Source organism: Pseudonocardia sp. Cha107L01, assembly GCF_052566575.1.
In genome coordinates this window covers 9,144,024-9,161,662 of record NZ_CP199579.1, presented here as the reverse complement: position 1 = coordinate 9,161,662, position 17,639 = coordinate 9,144,024, and the positions used below count along the sequence as shown (strand labels likewise).

General features: G+C 62.0%; 13 protein-coding genes, 1 pseudogene and 1 other annotated feature. Of the genes and pseudogenes, 8 read left to right on the top strand and 6 right to left on the bottom strand.

From position 1 onward, the window contains the following. The first annotated feature begins 478 nt into the window (after window positions 1-478). Together ACTXG6_RS43145 and ACTXG6_RS43140 are read left to right on the top strand one after the other, a co-directional pair. The gene (locus tag ACTXG6_RS43145) at window positions 479-1,258 is read left to right on the top strand and encodes a hypothetical protein (RefSeq protein ID WP_445185068.1); all 780 of its coding nucleotides are present in this window, start codon (window positions 479-481) and stop codon (window positions 1,256-1,258) included. Between the two features lie 276 nt (window positions 1,259-1,534). After that, window positions 1,535-2,551, top strand: coding sequence for a polysaccharide pyruvyl transferase family protein (locus ACTXG6_RS43140; protein ID WP_445185067.1), 1,017 nt, complete (start codon window positions 1,535-1,537; stop codon window positions 2,549-2,551). A 67-nt stretch (window positions 2,552-2,618) separates the two neighbouring features. Here the strand turns inward: ACTXG6_RS43140 and ACTXG6_RS43135 are convergent, their stop codons facing one another. Next, window positions 2,619-3,008: a hypothetical protein gene (locus ACTXG6_RS43135; RefSeq protein WP_445185066.1), complete on the bottom strand. Its 390-nt coding sequence runs from the start codon at window positions 3,006-3,008 to the stop codon at window positions 2,619-2,621. Between the two features lie 664 nt (window positions 3,009-3,672). Beyond that, the gene (locus ACTXG6_RS43130) at window positions 3,673-4,968 is read right to left on the bottom strand and encodes an IS256 family transposase (RefSeq protein WP_445183648.1); all 1,296 of its coding nucleotides are present in this window, start codon (window positions 4,966-4,968) and stop codon (window positions 3,673-3,675) included. Between the two features lie 358 nt (window positions 4,969-5,326). On the opposite strand from ACTXG6_RS43130, the gene ACTXG6_RS43125 reads away from it, so the two are divergent. Next, entirely contained in the window at window positions 5,327-5,575 is a 249-nt protein-coding gene (locus ACTXG6_RS43125; RefSeq protein ID WP_445190279.1) for an IS110 family transposase, read from the top strand. A 74-nt stretch (window positions 5,576-5,649) separates the two neighbouring features. On the opposite strand, the pseudogene ACTXG6_RS43120 reads toward ACTXG6_RS43125, so the two are convergent. Next, window positions 5,650-6,760: pseudogene (locus ACTXG6_RS43120) on the bottom strand (IS630 family transposase). A 267-nt stretch (window positions 6,761-7,027) separates the two neighbouring features. Here ACTXG6_RS43120 and ACTXG6_RS43115 point away from each other — a divergent pair. Then, window positions 7,028-8,199 (top strand): IS3 family transposase gene (locus tag ACTXG6_RS43115; RefSeq protein WP_445183371.1). Its coding sequence is split into 2 segments (ribosomal slippage): window positions 7,028-7,292 and window positions 7,292-8,199, totalling 1,173 coding nucleotides; the frame shifts between segments, so codons are not numbered across the junction. 232 nt (window positions 8,200-8,431) lie between these two features. On the opposite strand, the gene ACTXG6_RS43110 is transcribed toward ACTXG6_RS43115, so the two are convergent. The 3 genes from ACTXG6_RS43110 to ACTXG6_RS43100 form a co-directional block, all read right to left on the bottom strand. Beyond that, complete coding sequence (locus tag ACTXG6_RS43110; RefSeq protein WP_445190278.1) at window positions 8,432-9,682, bottom strand: IS3 family transposase; 1,251 nt, start codon at window positions 9,680-9,682, stop codon at window positions 8,432-8,434. After that, window positions 9,296-9,427 (bottom strand) — a sequence feature (AL1L pseudoknot). Its footprint overlaps the gene before it by 132 nt. A gap of 448 nt (window positions 9,683-10,130) precedes the next feature. Continuing rightward, entirely contained in the window at window positions 10,131-11,141 is a 1,011-nt protein-coding gene (locus ACTXG6_RS43105) for a hypothetical protein (protein WP_445185065.1), read from the bottom strand. A gap of 297 nt (window positions 11,142-11,438) precedes the next feature. Further along, entirely contained in the window at window positions 11,439-12,500 is a 1,062-nt protein-coding gene (locus tag ACTXG6_RS43100; protein WP_445185064.1) for a glycosyltransferase family 4 protein, read from the bottom strand. A gap of 531 nt (window positions 12,501-13,031) precedes the next feature. Here ACTXG6_RS43100 and ACTXG6_RS43095 point away from each other — a divergent pair. From ACTXG6_RS43095 to ACTXG6_RS43080, 4 genes are read left to right on the top strand one after another with little or no spacing between them, the layout of a single operon-like run. Further along, on the top strand, window positions 13,032-14,339 hold the full coding sequence (locus ACTXG6_RS43095) for a glycosyltransferase family 4 protein (protein ID WP_445185063.1): 1,308 nt from the start codon (window positions 13,032-13,034) through the stop codon (window positions 14,337-14,339). A 58-nt stretch (window positions 14,340-14,397) separates the two neighbouring features. Continuing rightward, the gene (locus ACTXG6_RS43090; protein ID WP_445185062.1) at window positions 14,398-15,393 is read left to right on the top strand and encodes a GDP-L-fucose synthase family protein; all 996 of its coding nucleotides are present in this window, start codon (window positions 14,398-14,400) and stop codon (window positions 15,391-15,393) included. A gap of 14 nt (window positions 15,394-15,407) precedes the next feature. Beyond that, complete coding sequence (gene gmd / locus ACTXG6_RS43085) at window positions 15,408-16,406, top strand: GDP-mannose 4,6-dehydratase (protein ID WP_445185061.1); 999 nt, start codon at window positions 15,408-15,410, stop codon at window positions 16,404-16,406. Then, entirely contained in the window at window positions 16,403-17,569 is a 1,167-nt protein-coding gene (locus ACTXG6_RS43080; protein WP_445185060.1) for an acyltransferase family protein, read from the top strand. Before gmd ends, ACTXG6_RS43080 begins: the two co-directional genes overlap by 4 nt. The last annotated feature ends 70 nt before the right edge of the window (window positions 17,570-17,639 follow it).

Sequence of the window (17,639 nt, the reverse complement as noted above, 5' to 3'; positions counted from 1 at the left end):
ATCATCACAAATTAGTATCCAACGACTCGGTCTGGGACCGAGCGCGCCTGTCCACCGGAGTGGTGACGATGGCGACGCGGTGCGTGGCGCCGATGAGGACCGTGCGCCGCACCAGGCCGAGCCATCCCAGCACAGGTGGAGATCAACTCTCTGAGGGAGACCGCCGCGCTTTGGCTTCGAGTACGGCGCTGTGGTATCTGAGCCTGCTGGTTGCCGCCACCGTTTGTGGCGCGCGAACTCGACCAGGCGACGGTGGCCCGAGGAGTACGACTGCGGTGACGAGGTGACCGTCTCGTCACTGAGAGTCGAAGGCCTTGCTTGATCGACGAGAAGCATACTCAGTCATGATGATGCCCTGGACGAGCCGGTCCGGCAGACTTCACCACGAGGAGCATCTCCGCCGGCATTGTTCATGTTCCTGGAAGGAGAGCTTTTTGCAATGGGCCAGGACACGGTTGATGCGAGAGGGCGTTGAGTCATGACCCTGCGGCGAATGACGCGAACTCTGCTGGGAAAATGGCATTTGACGATACCAGGCGTGCTTTTATCATTGGTGATTTCGGGTCTTATCTTCAACGTTGTTCCTCCGCTGTACGCGTCCAGTGGTGTGGCCGTCATGGTGCAAGCGGGGCATACAAGTGCGAGGACCTCCAATCCGCTGCTTAGTTTCGATCCCAGCCTTGGCACGACGGCTCAGATCACGATCGCATCACTCAACAATCCCGATACCTTGTCCGAAGTGTCGGTGGCCGCCGGAAGTACGTTCAGCGTCAAGAACGCGGGCCCTGAAACGACTGGAGTACTGGGCGCACAGCCCTTTATCTACTTCAACACACAGAGTCCGATCGCGGGTGAGAGTGCTGCAATGGTTTACCGACTCATGGATGTCGCACGCCAAAACCTGACCGACCGGCAGAAGGACCTCAAGGTACGTGCGAAGAACTACATCAGTCTGCAGACCGTGGTTGAAGCCACCCCACCGAAATATGTCGTGAACACGCAGGCAGCGGCGGCTGGAGCTGCCTTACTCGGTGGCGTCCTCGTCACGTGTGGACTCATTCTGTTGTGGGAGCACGTTCTGAGCTCTCGCCGTCGAGTCAAGTCGGTTTCGGATCCCGTCGGGAACTCAGCTCGCGAGCGCGTAGCTTCCTGGGAGGAGGCGGAAAGGCTGAACATCGGGTCGAGGGAGGCGAGCCTCAAGATCCCGGCAGAGCTGCTCGCGATGAACTCCACGAACATCAAATCCAATTCCGGCTGAGTGCGTGCGGATGAAGCACCCCGAACCAGACCTCATACACCTACTGCCGGGCCGGGGAAGCCGCACCCCGACCACAGGCCCATCCGTCGACTCGCTGACCTCGAACTGCGCCACCGCGTGGCCCGGGTCGAGGACCGCATTCCGCGTGGCGAAGGACACTAGACTGCGCACAGCCCCTGCTTGGGCAGAACCACTCCCGAGCTCGTGCGAATTTGTCGCGCAGGTCGCCGATGGTCGACGTTATTTAGATCCCTGACCTGATAGTTAAGAGGTGCCTTGAGCGCAACTCAGAAAGTCCTTGATGACATTCAGGATGAAACGCGTTCTGTTCTGCGGAAGTACCTGCTACCTGACACCCGTGCGGCGCTCGTCGACTTCCCGAGCCATCGCAACGCCGGGGATTCGCTGATCTACCTCGGTCAGCAACGGTACCTAAGTGAACTCGGTGTGGGTATAGACTATATCTGTGATGGGTTTCGGTACAGTGCGAATGCATTGCGTGATCGCGTTCCCGTCGGACCGATATTGATTCAAGGTGGCGGCAATCTTGGTGACCGCTGGCTCGAGACGCAAGAATTCCGTGAGCGGGTGATTAGAGACTTTCCCGATCGACGAATTATACAGCTCCCTCAGAGTATTGATTTCCGCACGCGTCGGGGCGCGGAGCGCGCACGGAGAATATTTGAAGACCATTCGGATCTCACACTACTTATTCGAGATCATGAGAGCCTTGAACGCACTCGCGGAATTTTCCCGAATGTTGCGTCAGAGTTTTGCCCTGACTTGGCTCTCGGGAACGACGCTATGGAGGTTGAACGGACCCGTGAGGCCGCCGTAGACTTTGTGCTGCTGCTGCGGAAAGACACAGAGCGAGCAGAGGACCTGCATTATGAGCGCCGCAGTGAATTTTCTTATCTCCAGCAAGATTGGGGCCTCCCTCGTGCTGCCCTTCTGCGTTGGCGCCTTCTGCAAGGTCCTGGTTGGGCGGCTCGAGTCTTTCCTTCCCTGAAGAGTCTCGCGTACCCAATGCTTGTATGGTCGTACGAGCAACAGGCGCGGATAAACGTAAAGCAGGCATGTCAGGATCTCGGTCAGGGTCGCGCTGTGATCACTGACCGATTGCATGCGGCAGTTCTCGCAGCTCTATTAATGAAGCCAGTGATTGCAATGGACAATGCGAACGGTAAGATTTCGGCGGCGTTCACAGCGTACCTCCATCGGCTACCGGGAGCGAGATTTGTCTCATCAATAGAAGAGTCTAGGGTCGTTGCTGACCAGATTTTGAAAGGCTGACATTGTCTTGCTCTGCCCGCCTGGTCCGTGCACGTTACTTGTGGTGGAAGGCCGAGAAGGTGTCCGCTCAATGTGTGCCGTCAATGAATCGGCTTGTCGCGGCGATGAGGTCTTTCGCACGGTCAAGGCCGCTGTCTCGGATGGCATCGCTGGTGGTGATCTCGAAGTAGATCTCCACCCATGTTTTGCCAGGAGTCTGAAGTCGGTCTGAGGTGACCTGCGGTTGCGCGCCAGCCACGCTCCGCCGATTCGCGCGTTGGCGGCGATCGCGCGACCCGATCGAGCGGCCATCGAGCCGGGTCCAGTCCCCGATTTCCACGGCCAACCCGAACGCGGTCAACGTCGACACTCCGCGCAGGCAACCAAGCCGGATCATCACCGGGGTGAACACACTGTGAGCGGCCATCGCCGTGATCGCCTCATCCAAGCAATCGCGTCGCGCCACCGTGGCCAGCATCGTGTCGTAGGCGACGTCGAACGCCAGCTGCAGCCCGGACAGGGCGAAGCGCTGCGACCGCAGCTACCGGTCATGCGCACCGGTCCACGCTTTGCCCTGGTAGTACACAATTCCCTGGCGCAGCAACAGTTTCGAGAGCCGATGCCGTGCCGACATCAAATCCCCACGGACATCCTATCCCGGACCAGGTCCCGAGCCGCTTCCTGCTCCACACTCGGGATCGCAATCGCGACGATCTCCCCGAGGTGCAGCAACCGGGCCAGGTGCCGCGCGTCGCGGGCAGGGGGTCGGTCTTCACCCGATCCCCGGACGGGCGCTGCAACTTCGACGGCGCCACGACCAGACACTCGATACCCTGCTCGGCCAGGAACCGGGCCAGCCCGAACCCCCGTCGGACCGACCTCGTAGGTCACCACGACCGGTCCAGGCAGAGACCGCACCCAGGATCCGATATCACCGCGGTCAGGAGTCAAGCGACGTTCGAACAGTTCTCCGGTCCGCCCGCCCAACCCACACGCGACCACCGACCGTGCGTGCACATCCAGCCCAACACTCGTACGATTCCCGATCACTGGGCCCTCCACATCTGTGGGCTCTACCGCCAGGACCCACTCCTGACGGCAACCCGGGTCTGTAACAAGATCGGTGTTTTCGGCTGTTCTGGTTAGTACTTCTCGGCGCTCGGCCAGCGGTCACCGAACGTGTTCGCAAACGCGTTCAGGGCAGGTTTCCACCGCATCGTCCACCGCGTCTGGCCCTTACCGGTCGGGTCCAGCGACCGGGTGACCAGGTAGAGACACTTGAGCGCGGCTTGCTCTGTGGGGAAGTGACCTCGTGCCCGCACAGCCTTACGATACCGCGCATTCAACGACTCGATGGCGTTAGTAGAGCACAACACGGTCCTAATTTCTGGATCGTAGTCCAGGAACGGCGTGAATTCCTCCCACGCGTTGCGCCACAGTCGGATCATCGCGGAATACTGGCCACCCCACGTCTCCTCCAACTCATCCAACGCGACCGCAGCGGCCGCTGCGGTCGCCGCCGTGTAAATCGGCTTCAGATCCTTCTTCAGCGCGTCCCAATCACGCTTCGACGCAATCCGGAACGAATTCCTAATCAAGTGGATCACGCATGTCTGCACTCGAGCCAGCGGCCACACATCGGCCACCACGTCCGGCAGCCCCTTCAACCCATCGCAAACCACGAAGAACACATCCTTCATGCCACGATTTTTCAGGTCCTGCAACACTTGCAGCCAAAACTTCGCCCCCTCACCGCCCGGACCAGCCCAGATACCGAGCACGTCCTTGCGACCCTCCAGCGTCACCCCGATCGCCGCGTAGAACACTCGGTTCGAGACCTGGCCGTCCCGCACCTTCACAACCACGGCATCAATAAACACGGCCGCGTAGCATTCATCGAGCGGACGCGACTGCCATTCCTGCATCTCCGCGACCACACTGTCAGTGATCCGAGAAACCGTCTCCCTCGACACCGAAGCACCATAAATCTCGGCGAAATGCGCGGAAATCTCGCCCGTCGTCAAACCTTTCGCGTACAACGACAACACGATCTCATCAACACTGCCGAGTCGCCGCTGCCGCTTTTTCACGATCACCGGCTCAAACGTGCCCTCACGATCCCGTGGCACCGCCACCTCGACCGGACCGACCGCATCCGAGATCACCGTTTTGGTGCGGCTGCCGTTGCGCACGTTCGTGCCCTCACGACCCGGCTGATCACCGTGTTTCGAGTGGCCGAGGTGCTCAGTGATCTCCGCGGTCAATGCGGTCTCCAGGACCGTCTTAGTCAGCTGCTTGAGCAGCCCGTCCGGGCCGGTCAACGCCAGCCCCTGTTCCTGCGCTTGCGCCACCATCGCCGCAACCAGCTGCTCCTGAGCACTCGCCGGCTTGCTGGCCTTCGTCTTCGACGTCCGCGTTGTCACAGCGTCAACTGTCATCACACTCCGTGCCCATCCCGCCGGACCTCAGCCCGGCGCGTCAGGCCGAAAACACCGAAGATCGAACAGTCCCGGCAACCCACGTCTGTGAGTGTCGTTGCGGTTCTCCTCGGTCGAGGACCACCAGGCTCGGTGCCGGTGACCGCGGTGTGACCCACCCACGTTTTGGCCGTTTCGGCGTGCCTTACATGTGACCTGTCCATCGTGGTTGCCGGCGCCGGCCTGGCCCAGCAGTTGGCTTGATCAGAAGCATGTCCGCCTGTCGGCGTGACCCGTCACAGAAGTGCCACTTGGTGATCCCACCCAGGCCGGTGCCAGACGTTGAACGCTCCTCGAGAAAGGGATCAAGCCGGTGGTCATGCTGGCGGAACTCGTCGATGCCGTCGTCGGTGTTGACATTCACCGCGACACACACCAAGTCGAGATCGCTCTTCCCAACGGTGCCCCAATCGCGGTCACCACGATCAGCAATGACACCAGCGGGTTCGCTGAGCTGCTGGCCTGGATCGTTGACCATGCTCCCGGACCGCGGCTAGCGATGTCGATCGAAGGCACCCGCAGCTACGGCATCGGCCTGGCCCGCGCGCGGCGGATGCGGCCGGCCTGATCATCATCGAATGCGAGCAGCCACAGCGGACGACTCGACGCGGGAAGGGCAAATCCGACCCCATCGATGCGCACCTAGTGTCGCGTAAGCACGCTGTCTTTAGTTTTGGCTGATCGTTGGGCTTTGGCGAGGATGGTGTCTGCGTCCTTGGTCCAGATGAACGGTTCGCAGTGGTCGTTCCAGGTGTCGATGAAGCGGCCGATGGTGTCGGTGAGTTCTCGGACGGAGGTGAAGCTGCCTCGGCGTATTGCTTGGCGGGTGATGATCCCGAAGAAGATCTCGACCATGTTCATCCACGAGCCCGAGGTCGGGGTGAAGTGCATGGTGATCCGAGGGTTGCGGGCTAGCCAGTTCTTCACTGCCGGGTGTTTGTGGGTGGCGTAATTGTCGGCGACGATGTGCAGCTTGATCCTCGGGTAGGCCTTGGCGACCTGCTTGAGGAAGCGCAGGAACTCCTGGTGGCGATGCCGGGACATGCAGGCGTCGGTGACCTTGCCGGTGGCGACTTCGAGTGCCGCGAACAGTGTGGTGGTGCCGTGGCGGATGTAGTCGTGGGTGGCCCGCTCGGGCAGCCCGGGTCGTAGCGGCAGGATCGGCGCGGTCCGTTGCAAAGCTTGCACCTGGGACTTCTCATCGATCGAGAGCACCACAGCCTTATCTGGCGGGTACAGATACAGCCCGACGACGTCGCGGACTTTCGCTTCCAGTTGTGGGTCGGTGGAGAATTTGAAGCGTCTCGGCCCGCCAGGGCTGGATGCCGAAGCGGCGCCACAACCTGCTGATCGAGTCGTGGGAGACCCGCGTTCCGCGCCGGCGTAGCCAGTCGGCGAGTAGTCGGCTCGACCAGTGCGTGATGCCCAACTCCGGCGGTGGCCGGGTCAGGGTCGCGGTCAGGATCTCATCGCGCACCTCGTCGGTCACCGCCGTGCGCGGTGGCGGTGTGCGGACGAGCTCAGCCAGGCCGGCCAGCCCCTGCTGAGCGAACCGGCGACGCCACAGCACGACGGTCGGTTCCGAGCAGCCCACCCGCTCGGCGATCTGCGGCCCCGTCATTCCCTGGCTAGACAGCAGCACGATCCGCGCCCGTGCCACGTCACGAGCGAGCGCACCGCGATCCCGGACCCGACGTTCCAGCTCCGCCCGCTCAGCTTCCGACACGGCTAGAACGTGCAGCCGATTCGGCATGGACCAGTTTCTCACCGTTCAACCGAACACTAAGTCAGACACGCGTCACAACACTAGCGGTGCTTGCGGCGCTGCAATTGGACGCCGGCCGACTGCCCACTCCCCGCGCCGACGGCGACCGTGAAGCACTCCGGATCCTGCTCACCGCGCGTCAAGAACTCACCACCACCAGCACCGCGCAAACCAACCGTCTCCGCGCCTTTGGCGTGCCTCCCACATTTCGGATAGCGGACCCAATAAGGTTCCGTCCGAATTGGAGGAAGATCGATGCGGGAGAAGCGCCGGAGATTCAGCCCGGAGTTCAAGTCTGAGGCGGTTCGACTTGTGGTCGACACCTCGCGTCCTGTCGCTGAGGTTGCCCGCGAGATAGGCGTGCACGAAGGCACTCTCGGGAACTGGGTCAACAAGTATCGCGCCGAGCATGCCAGCGACGAGCCACCGTTGACTATGCCAGAGCGAGCACGCCTGCGGGAACTCGAGCGCGAGAACCGGGAATTGCGCATGAAAACCGAGTTCCTGGGAAAGGCAGCGGCCTTTTTCGCCCAGGAGTATCGGTGAGCGAGAAGTACTCGTTCATCGAGGCGGAGAAGGCGCACTACCCCATTCAGACAATGTGCGGCTGGTTGCGTGTGTCGACCTCAGGTTTCTACTCCTGGCGAGACCGGCCTGCCTCACACACGGCGATCCGTCGCGCACGACTGGGCGCGCTCGTCCAGGCGATCTTCGAGGAGTCGGACGGGACGTATGGCTATCGGCGGGTCCACGCGGCCCTGGCCCGCCAGGGCGAGGTATGCGGACCGGAGATGGTCCGCGACCTCATGTCTGAGCTGGATCTGGTCACCTGCCAGCCACGACCGTGGCGTCCGACCACGACCCAAGCCGGCGAGGGCGCCGCGAGCATCCCCGACTTGGTGGGTCGCGACTTCACCGCCGACGCGCCGGGCAAGAAGCTCGTCGGTGATATCACGTACCTGCCGACATGGCAGGGGTTCTGTTACCTGGCAACCGTGATCGACTGCTGCACCAAAGAATGCATCGGCTACGCGATCGCCGAGCATATGCGCGCCGAACTCGTCATCGACGCGCTCCGCATGGCCTCCCGAAACTACGACCTAGAAAGCGAAGCGATTTTCCATAGCGATCACGGATCCCAATATCTGAGCCAGGCCTTCGCCGAGGCGGCGGCTCAACTCGACATTCGACAATCAGTCGGCCGAGTAGGCTCATGTTTCGACAATGCCCTCGCCGAATCGTTCAACGCCACTCTGAAGGTGGAGCGCGTCAACCGCACCGCCTACCCTACAAGAGAACACGCCCGAAAGGATGTAACCCGATACATCGAGTTCCGCTATAATCTCAAGCGTCTCCACTCGGCGCTGGCCTACCGAACTCCACGAGAGGCCTACAACGAGTACCAAAATCAGCGGCAAGCGGCATAACAACACGAATAATAGCTATCCGAAAAACGCGGGGCAGCCCACTTATTGCTCAGCGGCGACGATCAGGACCGCAAACTGGCCTGAGCTCGGCGCACGGACACAACCCTGGCCTTTCTGGCCCGACGCCGGTTACCCCAAGACTCCAGCCGCGAGCAGGCCGTGCGGCACGCCGAGATCCGCCGCCTCGCGACCGCCCTGCGCGAAGCCGCCCGCACCCTGAACCGCCCCGGGTTCAGTGGAGGCTCGGTTCTGCCGGCAGCGGGTGCTGCACGGCGGTGTTGTGACGGTAGTACTCGTTTTCGTACTCGATGGGTAGGACGTGGCTGATCTCGCCGTGCAGGCGGTGAGCGTTGAACCAGGCGACCCAGCTCATGGTGGCCAGCTCCAGATCATCGACTCCGCGCCAGGGGCCCTCGTGGCGCACGCATTCGGTCTTGTAGAGGCCCACCACGCTCTCGGCGAGGGCGTTGTCGTAGGTGTCGCCGACGGTCCCGATCGAGGCGACCGCGCCGGCGTCGAGCAGCCGGTTGGCGTAGCGAATGGCCGTGTATTGCGACCCGGCGTCCGAGCGATGTACCAGCCCGTCGACGCTGTGGTGGGCTCTGGCGCGGGTCCACAACGCCATCTCCAGTGCGTCCAGGGGCAGCTGGGTGGGCATGCTCGGTGCGGTGCGCCACCCGACGATGTGCCGGGAGTAGACGTCGGAGACGAACGCGGTGAACGCCATCCCGGACCAGGTCGGCACGTAGGTGAAATCCACCACCCAGAGCCGGTTCGGGGCGTCGGCGTGGAACTCGCGTTTGACCAGGTCAGGAGGCCGCTGAGCCGCTGCGTCGGGGCGGGTGGTGCGGAACTGGCGGCCCCGCCGCGCGCCACGCAACCCGGCTTTGTGCATCAGTCTCTCCACCGTGCAGCGGGCCACCGGCGCTCGGTCGACCCCGCCTTGGCGGCGCAGCTGGTGCCACACCTTGCGCGCTCCGTAGAGGCCTCGGCCCCGTTTCGGGTCGGCGTGTAGCGCGATGATCTCGGCCAACACCGCCTCATCGCGCACGTCGCGTGCGCAAGGCGGTCGGGAACGGGCAGCGTAGTAGCTGCTCGGAGCGATCGTGATGTCGTGCTCGGACAGCACGCGGCAGATCGGCTCGACCCCGAACCGTTCCCGATGCGCATCGATGTAGTCGACGATCAACCCAGTCGGCGGTCGAGCTCCGCCGCGGCGAAAAACGCCGAGGCCGTCTTCAGGATCTCGTTCGCCCGCTTGAGCTCCCGATTCTCCCGCTCGAGCGCGCTGATCCGAGCCGCGTCCGCGGTGGTGGTTCCCGGCGCCCGGCCGGGCGTCGATGTCGTCTTGCTTGCACCAGTTGCGCAGGGTGTCGGGCTTGATGCCCAGCTGCGGACCGATCCGCTTACACGCGGCGTTGATCGACAGCCTTGGGTCCTGTCCACGCGCCTCGGCGACCAACCGCCGAGCCCGCTCGCGCATCTCATCCGGGTACTTCCTGGGTGCTGGCACTGATCCACTCTCCCGTTGGATCAGAGCCTCCATGCAACCCGGGGCGGTTCACCCCACCTCGCCGGGCTCTGCTCGGAGCGCTTCGCAGGCGGACCTGGCGTCGTGCGCGAGTACGACGAGGTGAGTAGCTGGGCGGAATTGCACCGCCCGGCTTTCGCAGTACCTTGAACGCCCCACGACCGTCGCGGTCGCAGGTCCACTTGCGCCGGATTCGAACCACCACACGAAGGAATCGTCAGCTCGGCCACCGGCAAACGATCCGTTCCCGCGTGGCAAGCCCGGGGGGACCGAACTCGACCGAGCCCAACGCCTCCGACCTAGAACGACCACGACCACCCCACGTGAAAGCAGGGGGGAGCGACCGGCATGCGTAATTGTGCCCCACCACAGAACATAGACCGACTCACGACCCACGACACTACTGTGTTGTTCTTGCTCCGACGTTGAACCATGGGTCACGAGCCAGTTCTTTGAAGCTGCTGTAGACTCTCGGATCGCTCCTCGGCGCGTCAACCATCCAGTTGTTGGTCGGCTCCACGGCAGAGGTATCTTCGTCAAAGAACGATATACCGCGAAGGTAATTCATCGACTTCGCACCTGCTACCACAGAGTGGAAGTAGTTGCTCTTCGATATCGGGTGGCTGGCATCGTAACTTGTTCCGGTTTCTCCGATCACGAACGGCTTCCTCGGACCAAATGTGTCGTGCACTGTTGGCAGACATGGGCCGCCGGCGCACATTCCCTCGTAATTGAACAACTCGTCAAAGCGAGACCATCCAGAATGCAGGGGACTCACCCAGCACGACGTGTCTCCGACGGAGCAGCCGCTGTATGCATCCGAGCCGACCCAGTCGACGTAGTGATCGCCAGGATAGGAGTTTGCAACGCACTGGGTGACGCCTTCGTAAGGATTATACCAAAATCCGACATTAGTTGCGGCGTTGTATCGGAATACACTGACCATTCGCTGCCAGGCGCTTTGAAACTGTGTTCCGCATGAATTGACATCACCATTAGCCGCGTCGGGGAGAGCGCTGAATTTCGCAGCTGGCACGTTGAATTCAATGAACGTTCGAAGCATGACCGGCATCGGGGAGAATGACTTCCAGTAGTTCGCCGCCTTTGTCCAGATCGCGTCGGCGGCGCCGCTGTTCACTTGATCGATGGTGAAATCCGGATTCCATGACACCGCCACGAACTTCGCGCCATCGTCCTTGGCCCACTGTTCCTGTCTCGGCTGAAATTTGGTAGGATCTTCCATTCCGTAGACGCCATCCCAGCTACCGCCGCCCCAGTATTGGATCTGGATTCCGTCAAATTTGCGCCCGATCGATTTCTGACGTTCGGTGATGCCAGCCTTCTTCGTCTCCCACGTGGCTGCTGACGGACCGTACTGGTCTATAAGGAGTGCGCCTTTGCCATCTGGCACGATGTTATTCCGGCCAAGCGGACCGGTGTAGTATGATGCCGGACAGGAGGATCCGTCACTGTTAATGCAAGCTAGCGACGTCGGTGTGGATCTTCCGATTCCGACAGCGGAGGACGCCGGTGCGCAGGCGGTGCAGCATCCGACGATGAGAACAACGGATGACATCATGAGATGCAGTTGCCTGCGCCGTTGTCCTCTGAAGCCTGGGGTCACAGTCATTGCGTTTCCCTCAAGATCGTCACTCTAGCTTCCGGTCGGGAGACGAGCACCACTCGCGTCAAATGCCTCGCACGGAGATCAAGCCAGGTTTCTGCTGTGGATCTCCTCGAACAGCTGCTCTACCGCTCGGGGCCACCGGAACCTCTCTTCATACCGTGTGCGGGCATTTGCGGACAGGGTGGCGTAGAGGGCGGAATTCGAGATGGTGGTCTCGATGAACTTTGCCGCCCCAGGAATGAAATCGGCAAGATCGAACGCTTCCCCGGTCTTTCCTGGAGCGATCATCGACTCCACACCGCCGGTACGCGTCACCAGTGCGGGCAGGCCGTACGCCTGCGCCTCCGCTAGCGAGACAGGGGTGCAGTCAGCGCGGGTCGGAAGGACGAAGAACGTCGCGCTGCGCAGGATTTCCTCAAGCTGGCGCTGGTCGGCTTCGACGGACTTGTCGAGGTGCGGATACGCGCGGACGAACTGGGGGAGCGTCTTGCCGGGAGGGGGGACACAGCCGACTATGTCGAGCGTTGTCGCCACCCCGCGCCGGTCCAGCTCGATCGCGAGCTCGACGGCCAGGTCTATCCCCTTCCTCGACCAGTTCCTGGCGAGTGAGACGAGGCGGACGGGCGTGAATTCCAAGTTCTTGGTGAGGCGAGGAATTTCGACGAAGTTCGCGCCGTAAGGTACTACTGCGACCTTTTCTGGGGGCAAGCCGTAGTGTCCGCGAGCACTTGCCGCCGCCCACTCGGAGGTGTAGACCGCGAGCGAAGCCCGTGACAACGCTAGGGACTCCATTAGATCTCCAACTCGACCATAGCGCCGCGACAGTTGTGTGAAGTCGGCGTAGTAGTCGATCAAACTGTGGAATGTCGCGTCCGCCCAGAACACGCAAGGGGTCGATATGTCGAGCATCGTAAACGGAGTGGACCCAGAAGAGATGATCACGTCGGGGCGAAACCGCTCGGCCGCAGCGGTGATCTGGCGGCCATATCCTCGCATAAGCAGCGGTTCGCGGTCGTGCCGGTAGATGGTCGGCCGGACCTTGTTATGTGCCCGGGCGATCGCTTTGAGCGGTAGCCCGAGACGTTGCTTCAAGGGGCTGACGCTCATCACCTGATCTGCCGCACCGCGCAGCGCCTCGAACATGTGATATGGCGTTCCAGACCAAGAGTTCACGTCTGCCGTGTTGTCTGGAGACGCGAAGAGTACGCGCATTGTGAGAAGCCTCTGCTGGTCCGTCGGAGTGAACTGATCGGTTGGAGTGGAGCTTTCGGACAGGACATTTACGTGGATGCTCCTGGCCGTCCGGTAGCTCTCAGCTTTCTCCCTGTTCGTCCGCCAGTCATCGTCAGGAGTGAGGAGCTCGGACGCGAGAAGCGCGGGCTGAGTTGGAGGACCGAGTTCGTCAGTCGTGACGATGCTTAGGTGAGCGGAGTCAGCCAGGCTCAGAGGCCTCAGGTCAAGATCCGGCGCTTGCACCACGGACCCGCCGGCGCTTTCACCACGGGACGCCTGGGGGCACATGGGAGGTAGAACGCCGGAGCCCAGTCGGTCCCAAGACCTCGGACATGCATGCGTTTCGAGAGCGTTCACATTGCGTCCAACCCGCAACCGGACGCGCGGAACCCCCCACCGCCCGGCCCAACCCGTCTGTGTCTTAAGAGTCTGGAGCGAGCCTTGTCCGAGTTCTACCACCGGGGATCGGAACCTGATATCAGGTCTGACTCGGACGGCTCGGAGCTGGTTGGCGGACAGGCACACACCAGCACCCCTCTCGATGTACTGGTGATGGGGATGCATTACGCGCCGGAGCACGCGGGCAACGCTCCATACACCACCGGGCTGGCGCGCGCATTGCTCTGCGCGGGACATCGGGTACGTGTGGTCACCGGCTACCCGCACTATCCGGGTTGGAAGATCGCGGAGGGCTACTCGGGCCTGCGGATCTCGGAACTCGACCACGGGATACCCGTCACGCGGGTCCGCCACCCGGTCCCCTCGACACCGACTGCGCGCCGGCGCGTGGTGATGGATCTCGGGTTCGCGCTCCACGCGGCGACAGTGACCGGGCGGCGCCCTGACGTCGTCGTCGCGGTGACTCCGGTCTTGCTTACCGTCGCGGCCGCGCTGCGGTGGAAGAGACGCGGGCGTACCGCACTGGGAGTGGTTACTCAGGACCTCTACAGTCGCGCACTGCTCGAGACGGGAATGATGTCGGCCCGCTGCGCGAGTCTCGCGGCCGGATTAGAGCGCTCGCTCCTCAACTGTGCCGACGGCATCGCAGTGGTCCACGAGAATTTCATCCGCAACCTGTCGGAGCTGGGGGTCGACCGGCCCACAGTCTCGGTGATCCGCAACTGGTCGCACGTGGCGCCGGCGCGGACCGGCCGGTCGGAGACCCGGCGGAAGTTGGGATGGGGCCCGGATGAGGTCATCGCCCTGCACGCCGGCAACATGGGAGTCAAGCAGGGGCTCGAGAACGTGATCGAGGCGGCTCGACGCGCCGACGATTCTCCGGACGCGGTGCGATTCGTGCTGTTGGGCGACGGTGGGCAGCGTCGACTCCTTCAGGCCGCTGGTGTAGGCGTGAGAAGTGCGATGTTCCTCGACCCTCTGCAGGACGGAGACTTCGAGGACGCATTGGCCGCCGCTGATGTACTTGTACTTAACGAGGCACCCACGGTTGCCGAGATGTCCGCGCCCAGCAAGCTCACTTCGTACTTTGCCGCTGGGCGACCCGTGGTCGCGGCCACCGACCCCCGCAGCGCAGCTAGTCGGGAGATCGAGCGGTCACAAGGCGGGGTACGAGTGTCCCCCGGTGACCCGGCGGCGTTGTTCCACGCCGTGGCGACCCTGGGACGTGATCCTGCGCGAGGCCAGAAGCTCGGCGATCGTGGTCGGCGCTACGCACAGCAGTACCTGACGGCCGACTTCGCCGCCCGCGCCTACTGCGAATGGGTCGAGAAGCTTGCGTGGTCGCGATAAGGAGCGTGCGACCGCCCACGACACGTACATGTCCCACTCCTGCAGCGAGGATTGTCTGATGTCCAACCCGGTCAGCGCCCTGTCCCGGGCGACCGTCGTGTACGTCGCGGGCCACCACGGTCTCGTCGGCTCCGCGATCGTCCGGCACCTTCGACGGCAGGGATTCTCCAATGTCGTGGGAGCTCGCTCCGCCGAGCTCGACCTGCGAGACCGAGTGGCCACGAGGCGGTTCTTCGAGCATCAAAGTCCCGATGTGGTGATCGACGCCGCCGCCCGGGTCGGCGGTATTGTCGCCAATTCCGAGTATCCCGTCGACTTCCTCGGTGACAACCTCAGGATCCAGCTGAACCTGCTCGAGACGGCTCATGAGTTCGGGGTGGAGAGACTGCTCTTCCTTGGGTCGAGTTGCATCTACCCGAAGTTCGCACTCCAGCCGATCTCGGAATCGAGCCTGCTCACCGGTCCCCTCGAGGAGACCAACGATGCCTACGCCATCGCCAAGATCGCGGGAATTATGCACGTCCAGGGCTATCGTCGTCAGTACGGTCGGCGATGGATCTCGGCGATGCCGACGAACCTCTACGGACCGGGCGACAACTTTGACCTTCGCACCTCTCACGTGCTGCCTGCGCTGCTCCGAAAGTTCCATGAAGGTGTCCTGAAGGACGACGACGAGGTAGTCGTCTGGGGTTCGGGCCGGCCCCGCCGCGAGTTTCTTCACGTCGACGACCTGGCTGCGGCGTGCCTGTTCCTACTGGAGAACTACGACCACCCGACGCCGATCAACGTGGGGTCCGGCGAGGACCTGGAGATCAGCGAGCTCGCGGAGCTCGTTGCCGGAGTCGCCGGATTCAGGGGTCGGATCGTCTTTGACACATCGAAGCCTGACGGAACCCCCCGCAAGTTGCTCAATGTCAACCGGCTCTCCGAGCTCGGCTGGTCACCGTCGATCTCGATCGCCGACGGAATCGCCAGCACCTATCGCTGGTTCGTCGAGAACGTCAGCAAGCAACGCAGCAGTCAACGGGCGTTCCAGGGCGCCGGACTAGATTGAAGACAGGAACGGTCATGACCAAGCGTGCGCTGATCACGGGCATCACCGGACAGGACGGCTCATATCTGGCGGAGCTCCTGCTCGACAAGGGGTATGAGGTACATGGCATCATCCGGCGGTGCTCGACCTTCAACACCTCCAGGATCGACCATCTGTACCAGGATCCGCACGACCCCGACGCCCGGTTGTTTCTGCACTACGGTGACCTCACCGACGCGTCACGGCTGGTCACGCTGTTGGATAAGGTGTGTCCTCAGGAGGTTTACCACCTGGCTGCGCAGTCGCACGTCCGGGTGAGCTTCGACGAGCCGGAGTACACCGGCGATACTACCGGGGTCGGCACGACCAGGCTGCTCGAGGCGATTCGGATGATCGGTCTCGACACACGCTTCTACCAGGCATCGAGCTCGGAGATGTTCGGAGCGACTCCACCCCCGCAGAGCGAAATCACTCCGTTCTACCCGCGCTCGCCGTACGGCGCGGCCAAAGTCTACGGCTACTGGATGACTCGCAACTACCGGGAAGGTCACGGCCTGTTCGCGGTCAACGGCATCCTGTTCAACCACGAGTCGCCCCGCCGAGGGGAGACCTTCGTGACCCGCAAGCTGGCCCGAGCGGCCGCCCGGATCAAGCTCGGTATGGAGAAACACGTCTACATGGGAAACCTGGACGCGGTGCGCGACTGGGGATATGCGCCAGAGTACGTCGAGGGCATGTGGCGGATGCTGCAGCACGACGAGCCGGACGACTATGTCCTGGCCACCGGAACCGCCTACACCGTCCGCGACTTCGCCGAGCACTGTTTCGGACGTGTCGGCCTCGACTGGCGTGACCATGTGAAGTTCGACAAGACGTACCTGCGCCCGACGGAGGTCGATTCTCTGGTCGGAGACGCCAGCAAGGTCAGCGACTTGCTGGGCTGGAAGGCCGAGACCCTGATGCCCCGCCTGGCCGAGATCATGGTGGACGCCGAGATCTGGGCCTGCGGAGCCTCGGGCAGGCCAGCTCGGTGAGCAAGCTGAATGGAACAGCGGTCGAGCATTCGCGACGGCGTCCATCATTAGACTCGCTGACGGTCCTCAGGTTTTTCGCGGCCATGGCTGTCGTAATATCCCACTTCGCGGAGAACAGAATAGTGCCAGTCAGTGAGCGACTTATATACGTTCTGGACGGCGGCCGGACAGCGGTATCGCTGTTCTTTGTGCTTTCGGGATTCGTTCTAGCATATAATTACCCGAATCTGCACGGACGGGTCCAGCGGCGCAACTTCTACGTCGCGCGAATCGCGCGAATATATCCGATGGTCTTGCTGTCGCTCCTGCTGGGCGCGATCGGCACTCTATATGCATGGAATCGGCCGGGTATCTTGCTCGACTGGTACTCACTCAAGTCGCCAGATGTCAGAACACTACTCGTTGCACTGTGTAGCCAAATTAGCATGACCACCGGATGGTTCCCGTTCGCCTCGATAAATCAGCCCTGGAATGGCCCGGCCTGGAGCATATCATGCGAGGTTTTCTTCTATGCTCTCTTCCCTCTGCTCATCCTGTGGATCGGGAGTTGGTCGAGGCGTTCAGTGCTCGCGGTGTGCGGGGCGATTTGGCTCATTCAAGGCCTCTGGATCGCCACGCTGACGGAGTACTTGCCATACAATAGAAGCGGATTTTTGATCGCGCAGTTCCCCTTCACGCACCTCGTGGAGTTTGTTTTTGGTATCGCCGCCTGGCGGATCTGGTCAGGCGCAGCGCTTGGTTGGAAGTGTCGAGCGGCATCTCTGATCGTGACTCTTTCCCTTCTCTCCGCGCTTGCATTCTCTGCGCCGTTCCGGCCGGTGTACTGGCTGATGAGCCCACTATTCGCCGTTCTTGTGGGCCTGATAGCGTGCGGAACTAAGGCAAGATCATGGCGTCGGTGTCGAATTCTGCTGCTAGGTGAGGCCAGTTATTCCCTCTATCTGATACATGTCCCGCTTATTCGAGTTTATCAGATGATGGGAGTGCCACGAGGCTACTGGGGCTACGTTGCCATTGTGGCCACAATAGTATTGAGCGTAGTGTTGTATAAGTGGTGTGAGACTCCGTCGCGAAGGTTTGTCCGATCCCATTTTGGTAAAGTTGAATCCGGTGGACAAGTTGCCCAGTCGAATACTGATCGTGCGAGTAGAGTCGTCGCGTGATGGCGTTCGCCCTGGGCAAGAAGGGTGTGGTCAGGTTGGGGGCCACGACTATCCTTGTGGTGTGCGAACG

Excerpts from the sequence above, each read along its gene's own strand:
- ACTXG6_RS43145 (WP_445185068.1), top strand. The coding sequence starts at position 479 with ATGACCCTGCGGCGAATGACGCGAACTCTGCTGGGAAAATGGCATTTG.
- ACTXG6_RS43135 (WP_445185066.1), bottom strand. The coding sequence starts at position 3,008 with ATGCTGGCCACGGTGGCGCGACGCGATTGCTTGGATGAGGCGATCACG.
- ACTXG6_RS43130 (WP_445183648.1), bottom strand. The coding sequence starts at position 4,968 with ATGACAGTTGACGCTGTGACAACGCGGACGTCGAAGACGAAGGCCAGC.
- ACTXG6_RS43125 (WP_445190279.1), top strand. The coding sequence starts at position 5,327 with ATGCTGGCGGAACTCGTCGATGCCGTCGTCGGTGTTGACATTCACCGC.
- ACTXG6_RS43110 (WP_445190278.1), bottom strand. The coding sequence starts at position 9,682 with ATGCGCGAGCGGGCTCGGCGGTTGGTCGCCGAGGCGCGTGGACAGGAC.
- ACTXG6_RS43100 (WP_445185064.1), bottom strand. The coding sequence starts at position 12,500 with ATGTTCGAGGCGCTGCGCGGTGCGGCAGATCAGGTGATGAGCGTCAGC.
- ACTXG6_RS43090 (WP_445185062.1), top strand. The coding sequence starts at position 14,398 with ATGTCCAACCCGGTCAGCGCCCTGTCCCGGGCGACCGTCGTGTACGTC.
- gmd (WP_445185061.1), top strand. The coding sequence starts at position 15,408 with ATGACCAAGCGTGCGCTGATCACGGGCATCACCGGACAGGACGGCTCA.